Origin of the sequence: Actinoplanes derwentensis (assembly GCF_900104725.1) — a bacterium.
GTDB classification, from domain to species: domain Bacteria; phylum Actinomycetota; class Actinomycetes; order Mycobacteriales; family Micromonosporaceae; genus Actinoplanes; species Actinoplanes derwentensis.
The window spans coordinates 7,096,875-7,121,932 of the sequence record NZ_LT629758.1; the positions used below are offsets into that span (position 1 = coordinate 7,096,875).

Here is a 25,058-nt window from a genome sequence, read left to right on the forward strand (position 1 = left end):
TTATCTGGAGGTCTTTATGAAGAAGGAAACGTAGCTAGCCGGGCAACAGTTCGGACAGGTCGGTGACCACCACGTCGGCACCGTGCGCGCGCAGCTCGTCAGCCTGGCCGACACGATCCACGCCGATCACGATGCCGAACCCACCGGCCCGCCCCGCGGCCACTCCGGCCTGAGCGTCCTCGAACACGGCACAGTTCGCCGGATCGATGCCGAGCAGTTTCGCACCGAGCAGGAACGTGTCCGGCGCCGGCTTACCGGGCAGACCGCGCTCACGCGCGACGACCCCGTCCACCCGGGCCTCCAGTAGGTCGGCGATCCCCGCCGCCTCCAGGACGTCCTTGCAGTTGGCACTCGCCGACACCACCGCGCGGCGTAGACCGGCGGCCTTGACGGCCTTCAGGTACTCCACCGATCCGGGGTAGACCTGGACGGCGCCTTCCTTGATCTTCTGTAGCACGAGGATGTTCTTGCGGTTGCCGACGCCGTTGACGGTCTCCTGATCGGGGCCGTCGTCGGGATCGCCCTCGGGCAGGGTGACGCCCCGGGAGGCGAGGAAGGTCCGCACTCCGTCGGCACGCTGCCGGCCGTCGACATATCGGTGATAGTCGGCGCCGGAATCGAACGGCACGAAAGGCTGGCCGTCACGTTCAGCTCGCGATTCCAGGAACGAATCGAACGTCTGTTTCCATGCGGCTCCGTGCACCAGCGCGGTGTCCGTCAGCACACCGTCGAGATCGAAGAGGCAAGCGGTCACATGTGAAGGAAGTCCGAGCACGCGCCCAATGTAGCCGGAGCCGATCCGCGACGAGACCTGAAGGGCAGCTTCACATTTCCAGGATGTTTCAGCGAGCGGAGCGCCGGACGGCGTCCAAGCTGATCCGCAATCCGATCGAGGTACCGATCGGGCCGGTGGCCGTCGTGACCTCGTCACACAGCTGGTGCGCCAGCCACAGGCCGCGGCCGCCGACCTCGAACGCCTCCGGGGTGTGCGGGCCGTCCAGATAGGCACCCGGGATGCCGGGGCCGGAGTCGGTCACCACGCACCACACCGAACCGTCCTCGATCTTGAGAACGATCCGGCCCTCACCACCGGCGTGCAGCACGACGTTGGTGATCACCTCGTTGACGGCGAGCACGAACCCGTCCAGACGATCTCCGCCGAGACCCGCGGCCACCATCACCCGGGTCGACTCGTGCCGCAGGATGGTGATGTCGTCCGGGCCGAACGCGCGGTCCAGCAGCACCGGCCACTCCCGTGGCGGGGCGGCATCGACCCTCGGCTCCCCGTCGAGAGTCGAGCGCACTCTTTGGCCGATCCTGTCCTCCACCGTGGTGCAGCTTACTCGCTGTGGCCGATCGATGGCAGGAGGCAGACTGGAACCTGCCCGGAAGTGGTGTCCCTCATTCATCAGCGCCACCCCACGTCGATCCGGTCACCGCGTTCGTCGAAAAAGTGCAGAGCGTCCAGCCGGACCGCCACCGCAAGCGAGTGACCAGGAGATACTTGCGGATAAGGGGCTAGCCGGACGGAGAGTTCGGCCGGTTTGCGATGGTGCCGAGCCGGGCCGTTCCGCAGGTCATCCTGGCCCTCCGGGGCCGAATCGGCCGTGGCGTTCGCCCGAGAAAGTCGCTGCAGCGCACGCTTGAAAGCGCCACTGCCCGCCTCCGGCGAGACCGCCGGGGAGCCTGCCTCGTCCACCACGATCGCGGTGGCGCCGATGTCGAGGTAAGCCAGCGACTCGTGCCCGTGGTGCTCCAGATACCGGATCCGGCCCTGGAAGACCGGCCCCTGCGTGTCCGGGGTGACCGGGGTGAGCGCCTCGGCCCGGATCCCGACCACGATCCGCTCGCCGTGATAGCGGGCCACCGCCCGGGCCCGCGGGTCGTTCCACGGCATGTACAGCGCCTGCTCGCCGAACTTCAGCGCGATGTACTGATCCAGGTGCACATAGACCGCGGCTTCCAGCAGGTTCATCTTCGGCGAGCCGAGGAAGGCCGCGACGTAGAGCGTGGCCGGGCGCCGGTAGACCTCGGTCGGCGTGCCGAGATCCTGCAGCACGCCACGGCGCATGATCGCCACCCGGTCCGCCATGGTCAGCGCCTCGGACTGGTCGTGGGTCACATACATCGTCGTCACACCCAGCTCACGGGTCATCCCGGTGATCTCCGCACGCAGCTCGGCACGCAGCCCGCTGTCGAGATTGGACAACGGCTCGTCCATCAGGAAGATACCCGGCCGGCGCACCATCGCCCGCCCCATCGCCACCCGCTGCCGCTGGCCGCCGGAGAGCTGCCCCGGACGGCGCGCCAGCACCTCACCGATGCCGAGCGCCCCCGCGATCGCACCCACTCGATCCTGCCGCGGCGCCGGCTCGACACCGGACAGCTTCAGCGGGAACCCGATGTTCTCCGCGACCGTCATGTGCGGATAGAGCGCGAAGTCCTGAAACACCATGGCGATGCTGCGGTCCCGCGGCGGCAGTTCCAGCACCGGCTCACCATTGAGGAGGATGTCCCCCCGCGTGGGATCCTCCAGCCCGGCGATCATCCGCAGCACGGTCGACTTCCCGCACCCCGAAGGTCCGAGCAGGACCATGAACTCGCCGTCCTTCACCTCCAGGCTGACGTTGTCGACGGCATACGTGCCATCCGGCCAGATCTTGGTGACGTCCTTGAGTGCGACGGTGGACACCGTCAACCTCCCGCATCGAGTGCGATCCCGAAGCCCACGACGGTCGGCGATCGGTCCCTAACTCTGCGAGGGGTGTCAATGCTTCACCATCGGGCGAAAGTGCCATTTGCACATAGTGATCATTCAATTACGGCAAGCTGAACGCCGCAGGTCATCCGTGTGCACGTTCACACCCAAAACCGTATGATCGTACGGTTCACGGCTCCCCACAAGCAGCACACACCGCATGCCCGGTCCCCGCGAGAGGCACCCCACGCAAGGCCGCCGACGCGACCGCCGGGCCGAATGCGGTGCCCACGGCCAACCCCAACGACTGCGTGCCGACTTGGGGTTCGATCCGCACCACAGCTCACCACGCCAGGCGCACCAGCCCACCGCGTGGTGAGTTCGGGTTCGATCCGCACCACAGCTCGGCACGCCGCGTGCGGTCGGCTACGGCGTGGTGAGTTCGGGTTCGGTTCGCACCACGGCTCGGCACGCCGCGTGCGGTCGGCTACCGCGTGGTGAGTTCGGGTTCGGGGCGGCGGGAAGCTTTCCAGTCCCTGACTGCGGTCAGCGTGAACGCGCCGGCCACCAGAGCCGCCAGCACCGCCGTGCCGGCCGTGGCCCAGCCGAGCAGTCCGGCGAGCACCAGGAGCAGTACCCGGCCGTCCCAGCCCAGCCGAGCACCACCCGCACCGGTCACCGGCGCGCCCTTCTCCATCCGGGCGGTCAGGTCGTAGTGCCGCAGCGCGAGCGTGAACAACAACAGGAAGATCAGAGCCGGAGGAACCGAGCCGTAGAGCCCGACCGCGACCACCATCAGGTACTCGGCGGCCCGCAGCGCAGCCGGCACCAGCCAGTCCAGGGCGCCACCGTGCCGGATCCGGGCCGGGAACCCGGTGACCAGCACCGGAATCACCACCAGCGCGAGCAGCCACGGGTAGCGCGACACCTCACCGGTGGCCAGGAGCGCGACCGTGGCCAGGGCGTACACCACGAAGATCGCAGCGAACGGCAACGGCCGCCCAACGTCGACCCGGCTCAGCATGGCCCGCACCAGCGGCCCGTCGTCGCGGTGCCGCAAGGTGTCGACCGTGTGCAGCACCCCGACCCGCATCGACAGCGCCCGCAACGACCGCAGCGCCAGCGTGTAGGCGGCGGCCAGCAACCCGAACCCGACGACCGCGGCCATCGTGACCCGGCCGTTCGAGACCGCCGCGAGCACCGAGATCAGGGCCCAGCGCTCACCGATCGGGAAGACCACGATCCGCTTGGCCCAGTAGATCAGCGAACCACGCTGGCTCTGCGCCTTCACCGAAGCTGCACTCAGCCGAGCGCCGACGCCTCCGACTCGACCACTCGCGGCTCCCCCGCCAGCGACGCCGCCACCAGCTGCGTCTCCGCCGTTTGCCGCACCGCCCGCGATGCCTCCACTTGCGGTGCCCCCGCCCGCTGCGGCCTGAGCCGGGCGGGACGCGGCCTCGTCGTGCAGAGCGCCGTACCAGGTGTCGGTCATGTGCCGGGCGGTCTGCAACACGATCGCGGTGATCGCCAGCGGCCACGCGTAAGGCAGCCCCATCCGGTCGGCACCGGCGGCCAGACCGGCATAGACCGCGTACTCCTTGGCCCGGTCGGCCATCGTGTCCAGCCAGCCGCCGAAGGCGTCGAAGTTCCGGGTGTACCGGGCCAGCTGACCGTCCACACAGTCGAGCACGAACCCGAGGTAGAGCAGGATCCCGCCGAGGATCATCGCGGGCCGGGACGCCTGCCAGAACAGCAGCGCCGCACCGACCGCGAACAGCACCGAGAGCCCTGTCACCCCGGTCGGCGTGAGACGGAGACGGGCGGCCGTCCGGGTCACCAGCGGCGACCAGGAACTCACCGCGTACGTGGTGAAGAAGTCGTCCTGTTCCTTGACGGCCAGCCGGAGTCGCGCGGCGTCCTCGTCGACCGCGGCGATCGCGTCCCGGGCAGCGGCGAGCCGTTCCGGGCCGTCGACCTGTTCGGCGTGCAGCAGCCGAACCCGGGTGGCCACCGGCACGAACCCGTCAGCGAGCATCTGAGCCAGCGGGTCCGGCTCGTCGGCGGCCTTCTCCAGCAGCGGCAGGTCGGCCGGGGCGATACACATCGCACCCAGGTAGCGCACGGTTCCACCGCCCGGCGGCGCGGCGATCACCCGGCCCCGGTCCTCCTTGAGGGCACCCTCCGCGGCGGCGACCACCAGCACCGTGCTGCGGCCGGCCGGCTCGGTGGCCAGCGTCCAGAGCAGGCTGTCGTGGGCGACCAGATTGTCGGCACAGATCAGTAGCGACTCACCGGAGTCGCGAGCACGACGGGCCAGTTCACGGAGATGACCACCCTCGTCGGCGCCGGGGGCGAGCCGGACTGTCGAGGAGACGCCCGCCGCCCGAAGGGCACCGGTGAGATCACCCGCGAGCCGGTCGGCTTCGCTGTCCGGTATGTCGCGGCTGGTCCGGGGAGTCAACACAGCCAGCGTCACCCGAGCACCACCGCTTGCCTCCTCAAAGCCACGCAGGCTTCTCACCAGCCCGGTACCGCCACCAGCGACAGCACCCGGTTCATCAACGATCCCAGCCCCACCGAAGCGATCCCGGCCTCACCAGAGCGTCCCCGGCACCGCCGAAGCGATCCCGATTCACCGATGACACCGGCCTCACAGCACTTCCCGGCAGCACCGGCCGCACAGCGCTCGCCGGTGAAGCACGCGGCCGTGAGACCGACCTCACAGTCGAATCACTCGACCGGCGACCCGGCGAATCGATAGCTCAGCGTGGCCGAAGCCACACCCGACCCCGACGTCAGCGGGCCGGGAAAGTCTCGTCTCCGGGCTCGGTTCCGGCCGGCTCACCGGATCGTCCGCATCATCGATGGCCAGGACTTTCTCCTGACGGAACGGCAAGCGGCCGACCGGGCGGGCCAGCGGGCCCGAAACCGCCTCAGGTTAACAGTGGGCGTCCACCGGGTACGGGAGACCCTTACGGGAGCTTGCCCGCCGGCATCCAACCTCAGAATGAGGGAAGGCCGGGCTCCTGTGCTTACCGTCGAAGTAGTCCGGGAAGAGAAACACCGGACTACCGCCGAAGGAGTGGATGAAAGTGACCAGCCCCCTCAAGAGCCGCACGTTCTCCCGCCCCCGCCACAACCGCATGATCGCCGGTGTCTGCGCCGGTCTGGCGCAGCGTTTCGGGATGCGCCCCGGCACCGTCCGGCTGCTGTTCGTGGTCTCGTGTCTGCTGCCCGGCCCGCAGTTCCTGGCCTACGTGGCCCTCTGGTTCCTGATGCCGAACGAGCGCTGACCCCTCACGTGGTGACCCACGGCCGTTTCAAGATCGATAGTTGCGGTGAGTGATGGTGGCGGCTTCAGCGTGTCGGATATGGACGAAGCTCCGTTGAGACCAGGTCTTTCCACGGAACTGGTTCAAACGGAGCTTCGTCGTGCCGCAGTCTGTCATCCCCACCACCGATCCAGCATCGTCGGCGACCGTCGGCGAGGCCTCGTTCACGCCTTCGTGTCACGGTCTGCTGGAGTTGTTCCTCGCCGTTTCTGACGGCCGTTCGGACCAGGGCCGTGATCATCCGGTCGCGGTCGTGCTCGCGCTGGTCGCGGCGGCCACGGTAGCCGGTTTGAAGGGCTACAGCGCGATGAGCGGCTGGGTCGCCGACGTGCCCTGCCACATCCTCGACGGCCTGTACACGCGGGCCGAAGCCCGCCCGGCAGGGCGGCCATCACGCTCGACACTCTGGCGGGTCTGCACCGACACCGACACCGATGTCCTGGACGCGGTGATCGCCGAGTGGACCACCACCCAGCAGACCGCCACCAGCACCGACACCCCGATCCAGGTGCGCCTGGACGGCAAGACCGTCCGCGGCGCCGTCGACATCGACGGTGAACAACTGCACCTGCTGTCCGCTCTGGCCGGCCCACCGCACCAGGGATCAGCGGCCGTCGTCATCGCCCAAGCGCCGACCGACGGCGCCAAGACCCGCGAACCGGCCACCGCCCGTGCCCTGCTCGAGTCTCTCGACCTACGCGACGTCACGGTCACCGCCGACGCCCTGCACACCGTCAAAGCCACCGCCGAACTCATCCACCAGCAGGGTGGCCACTTCGTCCTACCGGTCAAAGAGAACCGGCACGCCCTGTTCGACGCCCTCGACGCCCTGCCCTGGACCGACACTCCGATCGGCCACGAGAGCACTGACACCGGGCACGGCCGCACCACCCGCCGCACCATCCGGGTCCTACCCACTCCACCCGGCCTGCCGTTCCCGCACGTCAAACAGGTCTGGCTGATCGAACGCTACGTCACCCACAGCAACGGCAAACAGTCCGCAGCCGCACAACTCGGCGTCACCAGCCACCCCGCCGACCAAGCCGGACCCGCCGAACTGGCCGCGTTCAACCGCGGCCACTGGGCCATCGAAACCCTGCACTTCATCAGGGACACCTGCTACCGCGAGGACCACTCCCACGTCCGCACCCGCTCCGGACCCCGCGTCCTCGCATCGCTACGCAACCTCGCCATCAACGCCCTACGCCTGGCAGGCCGCACCGACATCACCGAAGCCACCCGCTGGGCCAACCGCGACATGACCAGGCCATTCACCATCCTCGGTCTCACCAGATGATGTTGAAACGACCGTGCGTGGTGACCTCAGGCGGCCCCCAGCCCCAGGTCACCACTCAAAGCCCTCACCAACCAAGCGTGGTGACCTACGGCGCGAATCGCACCCGAAGTCACCACGCAAGGCGCCGCGAAACGCCGCGTGGTGACTTACGGCGCGATTCGCACCTCAGGTCACCACGCAAGGCTTCTCGACGTCGGGTGCGGATCGCGCCCGACGTCACCACACCAGCACAGGACAGCGTGGGACCGCCGGTTCGGGGGTCCCACGCTGTCCTTACGTGGGTCACGGGGCCGCGAACGTCACCGTGACCGTTGTGTAGCCGAGACGGGCGAACAGGCTCTCCAGCATGCGCTCGGTGTTGTCACGGGCCCGCTCGTCGAGGCCGCTGGCCCGGGCCGCCTCGGTGATCCGGTCCTGGGCGAGCTTGTAGACCTGCTGCTGTTTGCCGGGGTCCTTGCTGAAGGCGTCGCCGATCCGGTTGAACAGGCCACGCTCCTCGGCGACCACATAGCTGCGCTGCATGTCGAGCGCGGCCGTGGACTGTTGCGGTGCCGGCAGGGTCAGCTCGATCGTCTTCTTCTCCTCGTCGATCTTCAGGGCATCACCGGCGAGGGTGCTGAAGTCGACGTAGGTCTCGACGGTGCCGGACCCGACGAACAGCGTGCGCCGGTTGATCAGGAAGTCGGGGATGTTGTCCTTGTTCTCCTGCAGGTCGACGATGACCTGGAAGGTGCCGTCGGCCGCGACGTAACGGTTCAGGTCGCGCATGGACTCCAGAAGCACCGGCTGGCTGCGGTCGGTGGTCTGGGCAGCGAACGGGTTGTCGAAGGTGGGCAGCACGTTGATCGCGCGCAGCCCGAAGCAGCTGAGCACCATCAGCGCGAAGATGAAGAAGACGAAGATCAGCAGCCGGGCGAAGGTGCTCGGCTTGTGCACCACGGCCGGCTCAGCGAACGGCGCGACGGCCGGCCCGGCGAAGGGCGCACCCGGCTCACCACCCGGCTCACCACCGGGTGGAACCGGCCCGGCACCTGACGGGACCAGCGCGGCGCCGGGCGGGACCGGCTCCAGGTCACGCACGGCCGGAAATTCGCTGGTGGGCTCGTGGGGAACGGACCCTGAGGGGTCAGCGGGGGAAGGCGATTCGGCCATGCCCTAAAGGTACGGAGGGGGTGCGACATTCCGCACGCCGAGAGCACACCGAGAGCACACCAAGAAAAACCCCGAGAGCACACCGGAAGAAGCGCTGAGAGCCTCAGAAGACCCCTGCCGCCGACCCTCAGCGCGCAAAAGCGTTCAGACCGGTCAATTTCTGCCCGATCGACAGCTGATGAATCTCCGATGTGCCCTCATATGTCAGCACACTCTCCAGATTGCTGGCATGTCTCATCACCGGATACGAGGCCAGGATCCCGTTCCCACCCATGATCGTCCGGCACTGCCGCGCGATCTTGAGTGCCTCTCGGACGTTGTTCAGCTTCCCGACACTGATCTGTTCGGGTCGCAGTGGCCCACTCATCGAGTCCCGCCGCCGCCCCAGATGCAGTGCGAGCAGGAACCCTTTCTGCAGCTCCAGAGTCATGTCGGCGAGCTTGGCCTGGGTGAGCTGGAACCCGGCGATCGGTCGGCCGAACTGTTCCCGGGTGGCGGCGTAGTCGAGGGCCGTGTCGAGACAGTCCCGGGCCGCTCCGAGCACTCCCCAGATGATGCTGAGCCGTGCCTCGGTCAGGCAGGAGAGCGGCGCCATCAGACTGCGGGCGCCGGGCAGACGGGCACTGTCCGGAAGTCGTACGCCATCAAGAAGGATCTCGCCCGTGCTGGACGCCCGCAGCGACATCTTGTCGCTGATGTCCCGGGTGGTGAAGCCGGCTACATCGGTCGGGACGACAAACCCGACCACACCTTTCTCGGCTTTCGCCCAGATGATCGCCACGTCCGCGATGGGCGCGTTGAAGATCCAGGTCTTGACGCCGTCGAGGATCCAGTCGTCGCCGTCCCGGCCGGCCCGGGTGGACATGCCGGTCGGGTCGGAGCCGTGGTCCGGTTCGGCGAGGCCGAAACAGCCGATCGAGCGGCCGGCTGCCAACTCGGGCAGCCATGCGAGTTTCTGCTCTTCGGAGCCGTACCGCCAGATCGCGTACATCACCAGGGAGCCCTGCACCGAGACGAGCGAGCGGACTCCGGAGTCGGCGGCCTCCAACTCCATGCAGGCCAGCCCGAGCGAGACGGCCGTCGAACCGCCGAGCCCGTAACCGCTCAGTTGCATCCCGAAGAGTCCGGCCTTACCGAACTCGATGGCCAGCTCACGGACGGGAGCACCGCCGGCCTCGAACCACCGGGCCACGTCCGGCCGAACGTGATCGTCAGCCACCCGGCGAGCCAGAGCGCGAGTGTCCCGCTCCTGTTCACTCAATAGGTCGTCAAGATCCAGCAGGTCAAGAGGCCTAACACCCATGGATTCAAGCTAACGGGTGTGGCCTCAGTCCTCCACAACCAATACACGTGCGTGGATCTGGTTGCGTTGCTGCAGGGCCGCGCGGAGGGCCCGGTGCAACCCGTCCTCCAGATAGAGATGGCCCTGATATTCCACGACATGGGGGAAGAGATCGCCGTAGAACGTGGAGTCCTCGGCGAGCAGCTTGTCCAATGCCAGCTCACGCTTGGTGGTGATGAGCTCAGCGAGCCGAATCGGGCGCGGTGGAATCTCCGCCCATGCTTTCAGCGTGGTCTGGTGATCGGGGTACGGGGCTCCGTCCCGGACCGCTTTGAAGATCACGGCGGTTGCCCCTTTCCGTGAGAACCGTGGTGTCAGCCTACCTACGGGCTGATCAGGCCTCGTCCTGCGAAGCCCATCGGCCATGATGCACCACATCGTCCACCGGCCGGTGACCGCGCCGGAGTGACGGTGACCTCTTGTCGGCACCCCGATAGCCGATCGTGAGTGTTCCGACCGGGCTGAACTCGGCCGGAACCCCGAACGCCTCCTTGAACGATTCCACCCCTGCGGCGGGCAGACCGATGAAACAGGAGCCGAGATCCTCGTTGACCGCGGTCAGGTGCATGAGCAGAGCGGCGAAACCGGTGTCGATGTCCCAGAACGGGGCAGACCACCGTGACTCGTCCCGATCCGTCCAGCCCTTGTCGGAATCCGCGTATCGATCAAGATAGGCGGATTTGTTGGAGAGCGCCACGATGATCAATGGCGCGGTCCGCATCCGGGTGAGCCACCCGTCGGAGGAGGACGAGGACGAGGAGAGCGCGGTGCTCTCCCAGTAGCGGGCCCGGTCGGCCGGTTCGGTCAGGACCAGAAAACTCCAGCCCTGGGAGAAACCGGCCGACGGCGCGCGCAGCCCGTGCCGAACGATCTTGTCGACCAGCTCGGGCGGGATCGGGCGGTCCGGGTCGTACCCGCGAACCATCCGCCGCCGGCGGATCACCTCGTCGAATTCCATGAAGTAAAGACCGTCAGAACCGGATGCCCCAGGACGTCGACCAGGTCTGTCCCGGAGTAAGGACGATCAGGTCACGACCGGTCCGGAAGGCGTCCGGCGGGCAGGTCATCGGCTCGACCGCGATCGACCGCCGGTGCCGCTCGCCGTGCAGGGTGTCCGCGGTGAAGACCTGCCAGTAGCGGAACTTGTCGTCGGCCCAGACCACGATGTCCCGGTCCCCGCCGGAGAGGGTGAGCGTGGTGATCCCGTCGGCGTCGAAGTCGATGTCACCGAAGGTGGTGTCGAGCACCAGGTCACCGATGCGGCGCGGCTCGGCGAAGTCGAACTCGGTCCCGGCGATCTTGGTGGCACCGATCGGCAGCAGCCGGCTGTCGGCCATCACCCGGGACTTGGCCGGCACCTGCAGCACGGTCTCGTCCACGGTCACGCCGGGCACCTTCAGGTACGGGTGCACCGAGTAGCCCCACGGCGCGTTCGTCTCGGCCGTGTTGACGACCTCCTGCACGCACTTCAGCCCGTCCGCCGAGACCGACCAGTGGCTGCGCAGGGTCAGCGCCCACGGGTAGCCGGGCTGCGCCGGCAGGTCGAACTCCAGCGTCACCGCGTCCGCCGACTGCGACACGAGGTGCCAGCGGGACCAGTTGACCAGGCCGTGGATGGCGTTGCTCCGCGGCGCCTCGGTGAGCGCGAGCTGGTAGGCACTGCCCTCGAACTCGTACTTGCCGTCCCGGATCCGGTTGGGCCAGGGCGCCAGGATCTGCCCGGCCGAACCGGGGGAGATCTCGTCCGTGCCGAACCCGTCGACGATCTCGACACCGTCGACGGAGTACGACCGGAGCGTCCCGCCGACCTCCACCAGGACGGCCCGGTGACCGTCCGCCTCGATCGACCACTGGACGCCGGACTTGGCGGTTGACTCTGCGCTCATACCCGCGACACTATCGGTCGTCCGTCTCGTCCCGCTCGGGCCGGTAGCGGATCAGTGCCGGCGAGGCGAGACCGAGCACCACTGCCAGTCCGGCGGCCACCAGTCCGCCACCCACCCAGGATGTTCCGACGCTGGTCAGGTCGGCGGTGGCACCGGCCCGCAGGTCGCCGAGACGTGGCCCGCCGGCCACCACGACGGTGAACACCCCCTGGAGCCGCCCGCGCAGGTGGTCGGGCGCGAAGGTCTGCATGATCGTCTGCCGGTAGACCGCGCTGACCAGGTCGGCCATTCCGGCCAGAGCGAGCAGCAGCACCATCAGCCACAGGCTGTGCGCCAGTCCGGCCAGGCCGATCGCCAGGCCCCAGCCGACCACCGCGACGATCAATGCGAGCCCCTGCCGTTTCACCCGGCCGATCCAGCCCGAGGTGAGGCCGCCGATCATCGCGCCGATGGCGATCGCGCTGTACAGCCAGCCGACCGCCGAGCCGCCGCCGAACTGTTCCTCGGCGACCACTGGGAACAGCGCCCGGGGCATCGCGAACACCATGGCGACCAGGTCGATCCCGAAGGAGAGCAGCAACACCGGCTGGGTGACCAGGAACTTCAGCCCGATCGCGATGCCGCGCAGCCCGACGCTCGGCTTCTCCTTCGAGGCGCCGAACGAGGAGGCGCTGGATGCGGCGGGCGGGATGGCCGGAAGACGCCAGGTGGCCCAGAACGTCACGGTGAACAACAGCGCGTCGAACGCATAGGCGACGATCACTCCGCTACCGGTCGACCAGACGCCCATGATCACTCCAGCGGCGAGCGGCCCGAGCACTCCACCGGCCGTGCTGGCGGTGTAGTTCAGCGTGTTCGCGGACGGCACCATCGGCTCCGGCACGATCCGCGGGACGATCGCCTGCCGGGCCGGTGAACTCACCGCGAACCCGGCCGCCTGGATCGCGGTGAGCAGCAGCAACAGGTGCCCGCTGCGTACTCCGAGCACCGCCTGCACCAGCAGCACCACCGTGGTCACCCAGGTCACCACCGAGCTGACCAGCAGCAGCTTGCGGCGGTCGACCACGTCGGCGGCGGCGCCACCCCAGAGACCGAAGATCAGCAGCGGTACGAGCCCGGCCACGCCCAGCAGCCCGACCCAGGTGGCCGACCCGGTGATGGCGAACATCTGCACCGGCACGGCCACCGCGGTGAACTGGAATCCGAAGTAGGACGTGCTGTTCCCGATCCAGGTCCGCCGGAACGTCGGGACGCTCAGCGGACGGGTGTCGATCATCCAGGACCGGGGTTGTCTGGTGCCCTGGCTCAAGGTGCCAGCCTTTCGACGACCCAGTCGCCCTCGGTGCTGCCGAAAGTGTTGCGGAACCGCAGCCGGTCGTGCAGACGGCTGCTACGGCCCTGCCAGAACTCCACCGTGTCCGGGCGTACCAGAAATCCGCCCCAATGCGGCGGAGCCGCGACCGGTCCGTCAGCGAACCTCTCAGCGGCCGCGGCCAGCCCCTGGTCCAGTGCTTCCGGGCCGGGCAGCACGGTCGACTGCGGGCTGGCCCACGCCCCCAACTGGGAGCCGCGGGGGCGGGACCGGAAATACTCCTCGGTCTCGGCCCGGCTCACCCGTTCCACCGCCCCGGACACGATCACCTGGCGTTGCATCGGAAACCAGGGAAAGACCAGGCTTGCGTACGGGTTGAGCGTCGCCTCCGCACCCTTGCGCGACTCATAATTCGTGAAGAAGACAAAACCCTTGCTGTCGTACGCCTTGAGCAGCACCGTCCGCGCCGACGGCCGGGCCTGCCGATCCGCGGTGGCCACGATCATCGCGTTGGGCTCCGGCAGACCGAAGGCCGTCGCATCGGCGAACCAGCTCGCGAACTGCCCGGTCCAGTCGGCGGCCAGGCTGTCCTCGGTCAGTGGCGGCCACTCGGTGTAATCGCGGCGCATTCCGGCAGGTGACGGCGGTTCGGTGACCACACCAGCTCCTTCGCTCAGGTGTCGGCTCTGCCCGTGGGGGCGGAAACGACGGTAAGTCCCGCGCCCGGAAACGTCAGGTGAACCAGGATGGGTGTCATCGAGAGCACAATCGCGGCGGGTCGACCGGGCGGTTACCCGGCGGGCAAGATGAATCACCCACCGCAGTTCGGTTCCACAGGGAGTGCCGTGACCGACTTCAAGCCAGGGCTCGAGGGCGTCATCGCGTTCGAGACTCAGATAGCCGAACCCGACCGCGACGGTGGCGCGCTGCGATACCGCGGCGTCGACATCGAGGATCTGATCGGACAGGTCTCCTTCGGCAACGTCTGGGGCCTGCTGGTCGACGGCAAGTTCGGGCCCGGGCTGCCACCGGCCGAGCCGTTCCCGGTGCCGGTGCACTCCGGAGACATCCGCGTCGACGTGCAGTCCGCCGTGGCCATGCTGGCGCCGTACTGGGGCCTGTCGCAGATGTTCGACATCGACGACAAGCAGGCCCGCAAGGACCTGGCCCGGGTGTCGGTGACCGCGCTCTCGTTCGTCGCGCAGGCGGCCCGCGGGCTGGGCCTGCCGGCCGTCCCGCAGAAGGACATCGACAAGGCCGAGACCATCGTGGAGCGGTTCATGCGCCGGTGGCGTGGCGAGCCCGACCCGCGGCACGTCAAGGCCGTCGACGCCTACTTCATCTCGGCCTGCGAGCACGGTCTCAACGCGTCCACCTTCACCACCCGCATCGTCGCGTCCACCGGCGCCGACGCGGCCGCCTGCATCTCCTCCGGCATCGGCGCGCTCTCCGGCCCGCTGCACGGTGGCGCCCCGACCCGGGTGCTGAGCATGATCGAGGCGGTCGAGCGCAGCGGCGACGCCGAGGCCTATGTGAAGGACGTGCTCGACCGCGGCGACCGCCTGATGGGTTTCGGCCACCGGGTGTACCGGGCCGAGGACCCGCGGGCCCGGGTGCTGCGCCGGATCGCGAAGGAGCTGAACGCGCCCCGGTTCGAGGTGGCCGCCGCGCTGGAGGTGGCCGCCCTGGCCGAGTTGCGCGAGCGCAAGCCCGGTCACGAGCTGTGGACGAACGTGGAGTTCTGGTCCGCCGTGGTGCTCGACTTCGCCGAGGTCCCGTCGCACATGTTCACCTCGATGTTCACCTGCGCCCGGGTCGCCGGGTGGAGCGCGCACATCCTGGAGCAGAAGCGCCTGGACCGGATTCTGCGCCCCGGCCTCCACTATGTGGGACCCGAGCCCCGGAAGCCGCAGGAGGTCGAGGGCTGGGATCAGCTGCCGCATAATGTGTGACCGTGACTGCTGACATCCGGATTCCTGACGCGATCAAGCCCGTCGACGGACGGTTCGGCTCTGGGCCGAGCAAGGTCCGCCCCGAAGGTGTCGAGGCGCTCTCCGCGGTGTCCCGCACGTTCATGGGCACGTCCCACCGGCAGAAGGTGGTCAAGGACCAGGTGGCCCGTCTGCGCCGGGGCCTGGCCGAGTTCTTCGCCGCGCCGGACGGCTACGAGGTGGTCCTGGCCAACGGCGGCACCAGCGCGTTCTGGGAGATCGCGACGTTCGGCCTGGTGCGGGAGAAAGCGCAGTTCGCCGAGTTCGGTGAATTCGGCGCCAAGTTCGTGCAGGCGGTCACGGACGCCCCGTTCCTGGCCGACCCGACGGTGCATCGCGCGCCCGCCGGTCAGGCGGCCTATCTGACCGGCGAGGCCGGTGTCGACGTCTACGCCACCGTGCAGAACGAGACGTCCACCGGGGTGGCCGTGCCGGTCCGCCGGGTCGCGGGCGCCGACCCGGGCGCGCTCGTGCTCACCGACGCCACCTCGGGCGGCGGCAGCCTCGACGTCGACCTGCGCCAGACCGATGTCTACTACCTGGCTCCGCAGAAGGCGCTCGGTTCCGACGGCGGCATCTGGCTGGCCCTGATGTCCCCGGCCGCGATCGAGCGGGCCTTCGAGATCAAGGCCTCGAAGCGCTACATCCCGCAGTTCCTCGACCTGGTCACCGCGATCGAACAGTCCCGCCTGGAGCAGACCTACAACACCCCCGCTCTGGCCACCGTCTTCCTCGCCGCCGAGCAGGTGGACTGGATGAACGCGCAGGGCGGCCTCTCCTGGGCGGTCAAGCGCAGTGCCGAGAGCGCGGCGGCGATCTACGGCTGGGCCGACCGGTCGTCGTTCGCGACCCCGTTCGTGTCCGATCCCGCACTCCGGTCCGCCGCGGTCGCCACGATCGACTTCGCCGAGGAGGTGGACGCGGCGGCGATCGCCAGGGTGCTGCGGGCCAACGACGTGGTCGACACCGAGCCGTACCGCAAGCTCGGCCGGAACCAGCTCCGGGTCGCTCTCTACCCGACGGTCGACCCGTCCGACGTAGCCGCTCTCACCGCCTGTGTGGATTACGTCGTCGAGCGGTTGTAGTCCACGAAAGTGGTTCATCGCAGTTGACTCAGGGGTACTCGTACCCCTAAAAGGTTTGCAGGAACGCGGCGTACGACAGCGAAGATCATCTCCGCTGGTCAGCACTTTGACGGCGTGGCTTACCCCCATTGGGTGACCTGGGCGCGTACCGTGTTCCGAAACGCGCCCCCGTGAATGACTCTCGGGGTCACAGGCCAACGCGACGAGACGGAGGCAACGCATGCGGCCGGTTCGCTTCGTCGCCCTCTCCGAGGACGGACAGGCTCTCGTGCTCGCCGACGAGGTCGGGCGCTTGCTCTCACTCCCCATCGACGACCGGGTCTCCGGGGTCCTGACCGAGGGCCCGCCGGCTCCCGGCACGGCGGTCGCGGTGCTCTCGGAGAACGCGACCCCCTCGCTGTCCCCGCGTGACATCCAGGCGCGGATCCGCTCCGGCGACTCCGCCGAGGAGGTCGCCCGGATCGCCGGTGTCCCCGTCGACCGGGTCCTCCGTTACGCCGGCCCGGTGCTGCAGGAGCGCGCCATGCTGGCGCAGCACGCCCGTCGCACCCGGCTGAAGACGTCCGACTCCGGTCAGCCGCTCGCCGAGGTCGTCGACAGCCGGCTCGCGCAGCACGGCATCGACACCGAGAAGATCTCCTGGGACGCGTTCCGCCGCGACGACGGCACCTGGCGCATCGTCGCCACCTGGCCGTCCGGCAAGGCCACCGCGCAGGCCATCTGGGACCTCGACAAGGGCCGCCAGGTGGTCGCGCCGCACGACGACATGGCGCAATACCTGTGCGCCGAGCGGCCCACTCAGATCCTCGGCCAGGAGCCGGCCCCCGAGCGTGGTGGTCACGGCCTGCCCGGTCCGGTCCGCAGCGCGGAGCCGACCCGTGGTGGTCACGGCCTGCCCAGCGCCGATCCCGCGGTCCGGGGCGCCACCCGCGACTCGATCCGGGCCAGCCGCGACGCTCTGCTCGCTTCGCTGGACCGTCCGCTCGAGGGCTCGTCCGGCCGCAGTCTGGAGAGTCCGGCGGCTCGCCGGGCGGCTTCCGGCGGTGCCGCGGCGCTGCTCGGCGGTGGTTCCGGCTCGGCCTTCGACGACGACAGTGACCTGCCCAAGGAGGTCCCGGCCGTCCCGTCGCTGGCGGTGCTGCGCCCGCGTCGCACGGTCGGTCAGACCCCCTCGACCGGCAACGAGTCCGAGGATGGCAACAAGCCTCGCAAGCGCCTGCCGAGCTGGGACGACGTGCTCTTCGGCGGCGGCCCGGCAGCCCGCGAGTCCTCCTGACCCGCCTTTTCGTCGCGGTCTTCCCGTCCGAGGAAGCCCGCGAGCACCTGCGCCATCGGCTGCGGCCCGTTCCCGCCCGGCGGTCCGAGAAATGGCACGTGACGCTGGTCTTTCTCGGCGACGTGCCCGACGACGCGGCGGTGGTGCGCGCGCTCAGCGAGACGCCTCCACCCGCCCCTTTCAGCCTTCGGCTGTCCGGCGGCGGTCGCTTCGGGCCGGTTGTCTGGGCCGGCCTGGAGGGTGACGTCCCGGCGTTGCACACCTGCCAAGCGGCGGTACGGTCGTCGCTGGCCACTGTCGGCTTCCCGTCCGATCCCCGGCCCTTCCGACCCCATTTGACGGTCTCCTACCGCTTCGACCGCCGGTTGGCCGCCGCTCTGACCGGATACACCGGCCCGCCCTGGACGATCGAAGAGTTCTCCCTGGTCAGCAGCGTTGACGGGGAATACCATCGGTTGTGGACCGGATGAAAGCCGGGCCGCAACCCGTGGGAGGTCCGATGTCACACATGACCCGGTTGTCCCTCATCGGGGCGGTGCTGGCCAGCGGGATGACGATGACCGCCTCCCCCGCTCAGGCCGCGTCCACGGGTCTGGCCCGTGTCTACACCTCCGGCGCGACGCAGTTCGTCGAGTTCACCGCCGGGACAGGCAAGGCCAACCAGGTCGAGGTCTTCCGCGCCGGCAACACGGTCACCTTCGACGACCGGCACCGAATCAGGGCCGGCAAGGGCTGCAAGGCGGTCAAGGGCGACTCGACGAAAGTGCGCTGCCCGGTGCGGTCCGGCAACGCGGTGACCGTCGACGTCCGGCTCGGCGACAAGAACGACGTCTTCGCCAACAAGACCGCGATGTACGCCGAAGTCCGCGGCGGCACCGGCAAGGATCGCCTTTACGGCGGCTCGGGTCCGGACCTGCTGAACGGCGACCGGGGCGCCGACCGGATCTACGGCGGCGTCGGCGACGACTTCCTCCTGGGCGGTGTCGGCGGCGACGACGTCCTACAGGGCGGTGTCGGTGACGACACTCTCCTGGGCAGCCCCGGAAACGACTACCTGAACGCCGGGGACGGCGACGACCTGGTCTTCCCCGGCACCGGCAAGGACTACACCTACGCCGGAGACGGCGACGACACCGTCCTGGACGCCGCGGGGAACGACATCGTCGACGCGGGTCTCGGCAACGACCGGATCTCCGGCGGCCCCGGAGCGGACCTGATCTACGGCGCCGAGGGCGACGACCGGATCCACGGCGGCCCCGGCGCCGACCGCCTCTACGGCGACGACGGCGACGACCTGCTGAACGGTTCAGTCGACCGGGCCGGCGGCACGTCCTACGACACCGTGCCGGACACGCTCGACGGCGGCCCTCACCGCCTCGGCGACACCGCCGAAACCCGGCCCGGCGACACCACGGTCGACTGCGAGACCATCACCCCCGTGCCCTGACAGCCCTACTCCCCCGACCGGCTCTCCCCGAAAAACCAGTCGGCCAACGCCGACGTTCCACGATCCGGCCTACCTCGCGCACCGGATCCCTCTCACGCGAGCATCCTCTGACCCGGTTACACCCCGACCTACCGCGCCCCACCCAACACGGCGTGGTGATTTACGGCCCGATCCACGCCCTGGCCTCCACCGTGCGCCGGAAAGCAGGGGGCGCCCGGTATGGCTACTGGTGGCATACCGACAACTCGCTCATCTTCGGCAGCCACCATAAGCCGATGGGGGCAGTGACCACCACGGCCGCCTTGGGCAGCCAAACCTTACGAGACATGCGTCTCCTCCCCATCACGTCGGGACGATACCGTCCCGTAGCCACAGCAGGGAGCCTGTCCCAGCCTTAAAGAAGCAAATACCTCTCAGCGGACGGAACTGTATCGTCCTGTTCATCAACTCATCAGCGAAGGCCGTTGCCTTGCGTACGCTCGGCGACCTCGGCTGCGAAGGCGAATCCGGCACCATCACCGTCGCGTTCAAGAAATCGAAGAACGGCTGATGACCGAGGCGAAGAGCGGGATCAGCGGAACGGGAAGTCGACGTGAGTGCCGATCCGGTATCCGTCGGGCCATTCGGCGGCGGGCCCATCGGTGCTGTCCAGCCGATTTCGCGAGTCGATGCGCAACACCGACGGCCGTTCGCTGATCACGACGAATCGGGTGTGTGGCCACCACCAGCCCAGCTGCGACGCGACGACGAAATCGCCCACGAGCGCGCCCGCATCGGCTGGTATCGGTGCGCCGGTCGCCACCAGCCAGGACGCCCCGACCAGCCGGTTGAGATCGTGGATGCCGCCGAAGTCGCCGCCGAAGTGACCGACCGGGTATCGCCAGTGGAGCGTGCGCCGGCCGGATCTTCCGGACAGCTCGACGGCGTCCGGCATGCCGGACAGTTTGGCAGCCAGCTCCCCGGCCCGACTTCCGGCCGGCTCGTGGCCTCGCTCGACGTCGGCGCGGCCAGTAAGGACAAAACTGCTGATGACGAGTTCGCTGTCCCGGTGAACGGCGTGTTCGATGGACTGGCTTACGGCGAAGGTCAACTCGCTGACAGATCTCCCAACGCTCGTATGCGCTGGTTTTCGCATTGACCGGCGGGCACAGGCATCGACTGTGATCAGCGCCGTGGCGAGGTTCTGGCGGATAAGGTCGAATGCCGGATCAGTGTGGCCCAGCACGGACCGACGTCTGCGCCACCCGATCACGACGCCGGCCACCGCAGTGAGCGTGGCGGCCGGCGTCAGCGTGGCGGCCAGCAGTGTCACGATCCATACCGACGACGGCGGACCTGCGGCCCGGCCCACGATGACGTCGGCGAGAAGTTCGCAGGGAAGCAATACCGCAAACGGGCCTGCACCCACGATCCCCACGATGTAGGTATTACGTAGCTCAGTGTCTTCCCACACGGACATGGTCATCGACCAGAGGATCGTGATCAGCAGGAGGCCGCCGACCACCCCGCCGATCCACGCGCTGCGCCAGTACTCCGGTCCAGGAGATGCCTCGCGGAGGAACCTGGACCCCACAGGGTTACCCGGCAGGATGAGTAGCTGCACCAGGGCCAGACCGGCGCAGAGCAGCGGCCCGGCCATCGCGAGCTTGACCGAGCTGGTCTGCGGCGGTTTCAAGGTACTTCGGAGAGACGCCTGAAGATCAACCGCGAGTAGTCGCCCGGCTATGGGCGACGGCACCCAGACCACCCGATCAGGCCAGGGCAGGCCCGCGTGCATGTAACAGCGCCGAACGGCACCCACCAACTCGCCCCGCTCGCCATCAGTAAGCGGAGAGGTGCTCAACAGGCGGTCGGCCCAGTCCCGGGCGAATCGATCCGCCTCGGCAGCCGGTCCCTCGGACGGCTTCACAAAGTCCATCGTGGCAGCTTGGTTCAACCAGGGCATTGACCCGGGCCGCCACCCTCATACACTAACGACGGCCATAGCGCGAAATACTCCGTCGACCAGATGATCACGGCATTCGTCCGCTGTTGCGGGCCTGTCGGGATGTCGGTCAGCTCGGTCGGTAGAGTTCGACGCCGCTGTAGCCGATGGGTGCCAGGAAGACGCTGCCGTCGTTATCGACCGCGCCGGCAGCAACCGGGTCTTCTCGGCTTGCCGGTTCGCGTGGGGTGAGCTCACCGGCCAACGTCCAATCGTCGGCGTGGAAGACGTGAATTCTCTGCCAGTCGACGGCCAGCAGGTAGTGGCCGTTCGCTGACCAGCGCAGGTCGAAGACTCTTGTCGGGCCGCGGAGGGTAGCCACCTGCTGCCCGGTGTCCGGATTCCATACCTCCACGCCGGAACCGGCGACCTCCACCGCTACGAGCGTGCCGGCCGGGTTGTAGGTGAGATCACCGGCCGTGCCGCCGCCGTATTTTCGGCCGACGGTGCGGACGATGGAGCTGTCGGCGAATCGGCGGACTTCGAACAATGGGCCGTCCTCGCGGCCGGTGTCGGTCCAATCGACGACGAAGGTGTCCCCCCGGGGTGAGATCGCGACGGATCTGAGGTCACGCCCAGCGGGTGAGACGGCTGACGCCGTGAACAACGACCGGCCGACGGTGCCGTCCTTCGCGACGATCACCAGACCGGCGCGCGCGGAGCGCAAAGCTACCGCCGATCCGGTCGAATCCCAGCTGGGAGCAGTGTACGGAAGGCCGATGGTCACGGGGGCGACGGCGCTCGTGCCGGTGTCTGCGTTGAAGAACCGAAGGTCGTTGGCGATGCCGAAGACGGCCACGGTGCTGCCGGCCGGATCCCAGAGGATGCCGGGCCGGTTGTGTCCGCAGTGTTCGGAGAAGAAGGAGACTTCGAACCGGAACTCGCGGACCGTGGCGCCGGATTTGTCGAAGATGTCCAGTCCGGTCCGGGCTCGGATCACGGCGTACCTCGTACCGGCAGGATTCCAGGCTGCCGAGCAGACCTCCTCACCGGGGAGAAGCGTGCGGACGTGGGCGTAGGTGAGCCGATGTGTCACGGAGGGACTCGGCGATGACACCGCGTTCTTGTCCCGGTCCTGGATTGCCGCCACGCCGAACGCGATCAGCAGGGCCAAGGCGACGACTCCGGCTGCCAGGCCCGGCCACACCCATCGTCGGCGCTCGCGCAGTCGCGCCGGCGCTGCGCGGGTCGATGCGGCGGGCGCCGGGACGGCGGCGGCCTGCGCGTACGGCTGAGGGGATGTAGTCGCGGCGACTGTCGGTGAAGGCGCCGCAACGGTCGCCGGCACGTGATCCGCGTCGGATCTCGTCGGTCGGCGGCGCGGCCGGCGGGCTGGCGTGCCCGGTTCCTGCCGGTCGGTCACCCTGACCAGCAGGTCGCGGGCCTGCTCCGCGGTCAAACGCCGATCAGGGTCCTTGCGCAGGAGTCCATTGATGACCGGCCAGAGCCGACCGGCGTGCGCCGGCGGGGCCGGCTCACTGGTGAGGACCGCGGCGAGAGTGGCCAGGGTGTCCTCGCGGTGAAACGGCGACCGGCCGGTCACCGCGGCGTAAAGAGTGACGCCGAGCGCCCAGAGGTCGGCCGCCGCAGTCGCGGGCCGGCCGTCGATCCGTTCCGGAGAGAGGTAGGCCGGTGAGCCGATCATCTGCCCGGGGGCGGTGAGCGCGGTGGCATCGCTGATGGCGGCGATACCGAAGTCGGTCAGCACGACTCTGTCGTCGTTGTCGAGCAGGATGTTGGCCGGCTTGACGTCCCGGTGCACGACGCCCGCACGGTGCGCGGCCCGGAGCGCGTCGAGCACCTGCAACCCGACCTCCGCGGCCCGTTGCTCGGTGAGCAGACCCCGCTCGCGGATGGCCTCGGCCAGCGAACACCCGCCGACGAGCTCCATCACGATCCACGGCCGCCCGTTGTCGGTAACCACATCGTGAACGGTCACGATGCCGGAGTGCCGCAACGCGGCCGCCGCCTGAGCCTCCCGGACCACCCGCCGTACGCCTGGATCAGCCGGATCGACGGGCCCGTCACCCGCAGCGGGAAACCACACCTCCTTGATCGCGACATCTCGGTCCAGCAGCGTGTCGCGCGCCAGCCACACCGCACCCATCCCGCCCCGGCCCAACACCCGCAGCAGCCGGTACCGCCCAACCAGCACTCGCCCCGCGTCCTCGGTCACCCCCAGGAATCTATCGACCACCACCAACATCCGGCCCCAACCGCCGAACGGCCTACCCGACCTCAGTGTCGTAGAAACCCGAGCAGCAGGTCCCGCCGCAGGCGGCGGCCCTACTGATGCACGTGGTAACCGCCGTGCCGAGCATCGAGCCGGCCAGGTCGTCCTGGGGCGACTTGATCATTGGTCCACCGCGATCCGGCATGTGGAGGGTGAAGGCTTTGACGGTGCGGGTCTCACAGCGGTCGTGACCGCGGTCACGGTTCCGGTCCCGACCGGGATCTGCGCCCAGGGCAGCCGTTTCACGTCGCCCTCACCGAAGAGCCAGCACGCCAGATCCGCCAAGGTCATCGGCCAGTAGGTCCTGCCCTCGCCACGCCACAGGCAGGCCTGTCCACTATGTAACAACTGAAGTTCCACCTTCGAGCCGGGCACCTTGAAACCAGACAGCGGTCTGGGGAAGGATGAAACGGCAACGGATACGGTCCCTGAACAGGAAACATCGAGGTGACCGGATGCTCGCCGGCCAAGTACGGTCGCTCGAACGGGAAAGGCTCGCCGATATCCTCCACGATTCCGGTGTCCGGCGAAGCGCGCTATCGCCAGGAGCGCGGTGAGGAACTGCTCGATACGCTGCTGACCAGTGACGCCGGCCGCCGATGGCCCTCCGCACGGCAGGTCGCCGGGCTACTGCGCGGGGCTATGAGGGTTCGGGCCGGTGGGGCCGGTGGGAATCCCGTCGCGGTGGTCCGCTGGCAGGGTCTGCAGCTGACCGCCGTAGCGGTGACGGCCTACGGCACGGCCCACGCGATCTCGGAGGTCTGGCCCCTGTGGGCTGCGGACGAACAGGTGCCGTGGCGTCTTGCCGACACCGCCACGGCGGGTCTCATGGTTGCCACACTGCTGCTGCTCACGCTCGGGTTTGCCCATAGCGCGCTCGTGGCCGGGTCTCTGGCCGTGATCGTGCCGCTGGCAGCGACGCCGGGGGCCGTCAATTGATCGGACCGGCTCGGCTGTGTGGTGGTCTGCGGTACTGGCGGTGGCACTGATCGCAGCAGGGCTCCGGCGCCCAGCGGCTGTGCCGTCCCTGAGCTGGACGGCCAGAGGCCTGACCACTACGGCGATCAGTGGCATCGTCCTGGCCACCCCAACCGGATTGGTCATGCCGTTCGGGCTGGAGCTGCCCACGGCCGTCGTTCTCGGCGGCGCGGCGGTCGGCCTGCTCGCCCTGTTCTGGTTCGGCGGCGCCGATCCGCGACTGTTGATGGCCGCCGCCGGCTTGTTCGGAGTGAAGGCCCTGAAGGGACTCTGCAGTGCCTATGTGTACAACGTAATCAGCGGCACTTGGCCTTCCTCGGAGGCGCTACCGCAGATCACAGTGTATGTGGCCATCGTGGCGGCCCTGATCATCTCCACAACCGTCCAGACCCGCCGGCTCGCTCAGATCTGACAAGCCTGGCCCGTGCCGGGAGACGTCACGGGCAGTGGCAGGCCGCCCTCCACGCCTATCGGGAGGTCGCGGCATTGAGGTTGGTCAGGGGGCAGGGTCGTGGCGGAAGAGCAGGCCGGCGGCGGTGAGTTCGCATTCGACGCGGAAGCGTTCCGCCTCGCGGTCGAGGCCGGTCAAGGGCTCCAGGAAGTCCTGGATGCCCAGACAGCGGCAGGCCAGGCTGAGCCGGTCGTCGTAGCTGCGCATCGTCGCGGCCAGTAGCACCTCGGAGTGGAACGCCGGGTTGCGGCGCTGGCGGTCGAGGCGGCGCAGTTCGAAGGCGATCTCTTCGATCGCGGGGGGCTTCAGGCCGGCCAGGCGGACCTGGTCCCAGGAGCGCATGCCGCGGTCGAGGCGCCGCCACTTGCCGCGGGGAACCTGGTCGATGTGACGTTGGTTACGGTGGGACCGGACGTGAGTGCCGGACCGGTTTCGGGGTGCGCGGGACCGGAGTTCTTCGCGGCCGTCTCGGGTGAGGACGCGGCGGAGGTCGGACGGATTGCCGCTGAGAAGGATCGTTGCGGCACATGGAAAGATCAGCAGCACGGAGAGCGCTGCGGAGAGCACGGCTATGTGCGCGATCGCCACGGTTAG

Annotated in this window: 24 protein-coding genes; 9 read left to right on the forward strand and 15 right to left on the reverse strand. The window is 68.6% G+C overall.

From position 1 onward, the window contains the following. Window positions 1–34 precede the first annotated feature (34 nt). The 4 genes from BLU81_RS31205 to BLU81_RS31220 all read right to left on the reverse strand — a co-directional run bounded on the left by BLU81_RS31205 (window position 35) and on the right by BLU81_RS31220 (window position 5,174). A complete protein-coding gene (locus BLU81_RS31205) occupies window positions 35–775 on the reverse strand; it encodes a beta-phosphoglucomutase family hydrolase (protein WP_092549291.1) in 741 nt (246 codons plus the stop codon). Window positions 776–842: 67 nt separating this feature from the next. Then, complete coding sequence (locus BLU81_RS31210) at window positions 843–1,304, reverse strand: ATP-binding protein (protein ID WP_231953602.1); 462 nt, start codon at window positions 1,302–1,304, stop codon at window positions 843–845. A gap of 104 nt (window positions 1,305–1,408) precedes the next feature. Continuing rightward, complete coding sequence (locus BLU81_RS31215; protein ID WP_092549297.1) at window positions 1,409–2,692, reverse strand: ABC transporter ATP-binding protein; 1,284 nt, start codon at window positions 2,690–2,692, stop codon at window positions 1,409–1,411. Between the two features lie 493 nt (window positions 2,693–3,185). Then, window positions 3,186–5,174, reverse strand: coding sequence for a DUF5941 domain-containing protein (locus tag BLU81_RS31220; RefSeq protein ID WP_092549300.1), 1,989 nt, complete (start codon window positions 5,172–5,174; stop codon window positions 3,186–3,188). Between the two features lie 616 nt (window positions 5,175–5,790). Here BLU81_RS31220 and BLU81_RS31225 point away from each other — a divergent pair. Both BLU81_RS31225 and BLU81_RS31230 read left to right on the forward strand, forming a co-directional pair. Then, window positions 5,791–5,991, forward strand: a complete 201-nt coding sequence (locus BLU81_RS31225; protein WP_373873360.1) for a PspC domain-containing protein — start codon at window positions 5,791–5,793, stop codon at window positions 5,989–5,991. A gap of 139 nt (window positions 5,992–6,130) precedes the next feature. Further along, on the forward strand, window positions 6,131–7,327 hold the full coding sequence (locus tag BLU81_RS31230) for an ISAs1 family transposase (RefSeq protein WP_092541649.1): 1,197 nt from the start codon (window positions 6,131–6,133) through the stop codon (window positions 7,325–7,327). A gap of 282 nt (window positions 7,328–7,609) precedes the next feature. Here the strand turns inward: BLU81_RS31230 and BLU81_RS31235 are convergent, their stop codons facing one another. The 7 genes from BLU81_RS31235 to pdxH form a co-directional block, all read right to left on the reverse strand. Continuing rightward, on the reverse strand, window positions 7,610–8,479 hold the full coding sequence (locus BLU81_RS31235) for a DUF4230 domain-containing protein (protein WP_373873289.1): 870 nt from the start codon (window positions 8,477–8,479) through the stop codon (window positions 7,610–7,612). Window positions 8,480–8,606: 127 nt separating this feature from the next. Next, window positions 8,607–9,782 carry an acyl-CoA dehydrogenase family protein gene (locus BLU81_RS31240; protein WP_092549306.1) on the reverse strand — a complete coding sequence of 392 codons (1,176 nt, stop codon included), beginning with the start codon at window positions 9,780–9,782 and terminating at the stop codon, window positions 8,607–8,609. Window positions 9,783–9,806: 24 nt separating this feature from the next. Then, window positions 9,807–10,103 carry a type II toxin-antitoxin system VapB family antitoxin gene (locus BLU81_RS31245; RefSeq protein ID WP_092549309.1) on the reverse strand — a complete coding sequence of 99 codons (297 nt, stop codon included), beginning with the start codon at window positions 10,101–10,103 and terminating at the stop codon, window positions 9,807–9,809. 52 nt (window positions 10,104–10,155) lie between these two features. After that, window positions 10,156–10,779 (reverse strand): nitroreductase family protein, encoded by a 624-nt coding sequence (locus tag BLU81_RS31250; RefSeq protein WP_092549312.1) that lies wholly within the window; start codon window positions 10,777–10,779, stop codon window positions 10,156–10,158. Window positions 10,780–10,792: 13 nt separating this feature from the next. Next, window positions 10,793–11,707 carry an aldose 1-epimerase family protein gene (locus BLU81_RS31255; RefSeq protein WP_092549315.1) on the reverse strand — a complete coding sequence of 305 codons (915 nt, stop codon included), beginning with the start codon at window positions 11,705–11,707 and terminating at the stop codon, window positions 10,793–10,795. A 10-nt stretch (window positions 11,708–11,717) separates the two neighbouring features. Beyond that, window positions 11,718–12,983: an MFS transporter gene (locus tag BLU81_RS31260; protein WP_092549318.1), complete on the reverse strand. Its 1,266-nt coding sequence runs from the start codon at window positions 12,981–12,983 to the stop codon at window positions 11,718–11,720. 29 nt (window positions 12,984–13,012) lie between these two features. After that, window positions 13,013–13,648 carry a pyridoxamine 5'-phosphate oxidase gene (pdxH, locus tag BLU81_RS31265; protein WP_092549321.1) on the reverse strand — a complete coding sequence of 212 codons (636 nt, stop codon included), beginning with the start codon at window positions 13,646–13,648 and terminating at the stop codon, window positions 13,013–13,015. Between the two features lie 216 nt (window positions 13,649–13,864). On the opposite strand from pdxH, the gene BLU81_RS31270 reads away from it, so the two are divergent. The 5 genes from BLU81_RS31270 to BLU81_RS31290 all read left to right on the forward strand — a co-directional run bounded on the left by BLU81_RS31270 (window position 13,865) and on the right by BLU81_RS31290 (window position 18,818). Further along, a complete protein-coding gene (locus tag BLU81_RS31270) occupies window positions 13,865–14,971 on the forward strand; it encodes a citrate synthase 2 (RefSeq protein ID WP_092549323.1) in 1,107 nt (368 codons plus the stop codon). Further along, a complete protein-coding gene (gene serC, locus BLU81_RS31275) occupies window positions 14,968–16,095 on the forward strand; it encodes a phosphoserine transaminase (RefSeq protein WP_092549326.1) in 1,128 nt (375 codons plus the stop codon). Before BLU81_RS31270 ends, serC begins: the two co-directional genes overlap by 4 nt. A gap of 220 nt (window positions 16,096–16,315) precedes the next feature. Then, entirely contained in the window at window positions 16,316–17,371 is a 1,056-nt protein-coding gene (gene sepH, locus BLU81_RS31280; RefSeq protein WP_092549329.1) for a septation protein SepH, read from the forward strand. Then, the gene (thpR, locus tag BLU81_RS31285; RefSeq protein ID WP_269461114.1) at window positions 17,368–17,841 is read left to right on the forward strand and encodes an RNA 2',3'-cyclic phosphodiesterase; all 474 of its coding nucleotides are present in this window, start codon (window positions 17,368–17,370) and stop codon (window positions 17,839–17,841) included. The genes sepH and thpR overlap by 4 nt, the downstream gene beginning before the upstream one ends. A 29-nt stretch (window positions 17,842–17,870) precedes the next feature. After that, on the forward strand, window positions 17,871–18,818 hold the full coding sequence (locus BLU81_RS31290; RefSeq protein ID WP_172890654.1) for a calcium-binding protein: 948 nt from the start codon (window positions 17,871–17,873) through the stop codon (window positions 18,816–18,818). Between the two features lie 571 nt (window positions 18,819–19,389). Here the strand turns inward: BLU81_RS31290 and BLU81_RS31295 are convergent. The 3 genes from BLU81_RS31295 to BLU81_RS52155 form a co-directional block, all read right to left on the reverse strand. After that, window positions 19,390–20,736, reverse strand: a complete 1,347-nt coding sequence (locus BLU81_RS31295; RefSeq protein ID WP_157751848.1) for a DUF6745 domain-containing protein — start codon at window positions 20,734–20,736, stop codon at window positions 19,390–19,392. A 136-nt stretch (window positions 20,737–20,872) separates the two neighbouring features. Then, entirely contained in the window at window positions 20,873–23,008 is a 2,136-nt protein-coding gene (locus tag BLU81_RS31300) for a WD40 repeat domain-containing serine/threonine protein kinase (RefSeq protein WP_092549342.1), read from the reverse strand. A 314-nt stretch (window positions 23,009–23,322) separates the two neighbouring features. Then, on the reverse strand, window positions 23,323–23,547 hold the full coding sequence (locus BLU81_RS52155) for a DUF6928 family protein (RefSeq protein WP_092549346.1): 225 nt from the start codon (window positions 23,545–23,547) through the stop codon (window positions 23,323–23,325). A 7-nt stretch (window positions 23,548–23,554) separates the two neighbouring features. Between BLU81_RS52155 and BLU81_RS31310 the strand changes: the two genes are divergently transcribed. Further along, window positions 23,555–23,974, forward strand: a complete 420-nt coding sequence (locus BLU81_RS31310) for a hypothetical protein (RefSeq protein ID WP_092549349.1) — start codon at window positions 23,555–23,557, stop codon at window positions 23,972–23,974. A 163-nt stretch (window positions 23,975–24,137) separates the two neighbouring features. Next, window positions 24,138–24,425 (forward strand): hypothetical protein, encoded by a 288-nt coding sequence (locus BLU81_RS31315; protein ID WP_157751849.1) that lies wholly within the window; start codon window positions 24,138–24,140, stop codon window positions 24,423–24,425. Window positions 24,426–24,509: 84 nt separating this feature from the next. Here the strand turns inward: BLU81_RS31315 and BLU81_RS31320 are convergent, their stop codons facing one another. Beyond that, the gene (locus BLU81_RS31320) at window positions 24,510–25,052 is read right to left on the reverse strand and encodes a hypothetical protein (RefSeq protein ID WP_092549356.1); all 543 of its coding nucleotides are present in this window, start codon (window positions 25,050–25,052) and stop codon (window positions 24,510–24,512) included. Window positions 25,053–25,058 lie beyond the last annotated feature (6 nt).

Coding starts and splice junctions, on each gene's coding strand:
- BLU81_RS31235 (WP_373873289.1), bottom strand. CDS start 8,479: ATGGCCGAATCGCCTTCCCCCGCTGACCCCTCAGGGTCCGTTCCCCAC.
- BLU81_RS31240 (WP_092549306.1), bottom strand. CDS start 9,782: ATGGGTGTTAGGCCTCTTGACCTGCTGGATCTTGACGACCTATTGAGT.
- BLU81_RS31250 (WP_092549312.1), bottom strand. CDS start 10,779: ATGGAATTCGACGAGGTGATCCGCCGGCGGCGGATGGTTCGCGGGTAC.
- BLU81_RS31255 (WP_092549315.1), bottom strand. CDS start 11,707: ATGAGCGCAGAGTCAACCGCCAAGTCCGGCGTCCAGTGGTCGATCGAG.
- BLU81_RS31260 (WP_092549318.1), bottom strand. CDS start 12,983: ATGATCGACACCCGTCCGCTGAGCGTCCCGACGTTCCGGCGGACCTGG.
- pdxH (WP_092549321.1), bottom strand. CDS start 13,648: ATGCGCCGCGATTACACCGAGTGGCCGCCACTGACCGAGGACAGCCTG.
- sepH (WP_092549329.1), top strand. CDS start 16,316: ATGCGGCCGGTTCGCTTCGTCGCCCTCTCCGAGGACGGACAGGCTCTC.
- BLU81_RS31290 (WP_172890654.1), top strand. CDS start 17,871: ATGTCACACATGACCCGGTTGTCCCTCATCGGGGCGGTGCTGGCCAGC.
- BLU81_RS31295 (WP_157751848.1), bottom strand. CDS start 20,736: ATGGACTTTGTGAAGCCGTCCGAGGGACCGGCTGCCGAGGCGGATCGA.
- BLU81_RS31300 (WP_092549342.1), bottom strand. CDS start 23,008: ATGTTGGTGGTGGTCGATAGATTCCTGGGGGTGACCGAGGACGCGGGG.
- BLU81_RS31315 (WP_157751849.1), top strand. CDS start 24,138: ATGCCGTTCGGGCTGGAGCTGCCCACGGCCGTCGTTCTCGGCGGCGCG.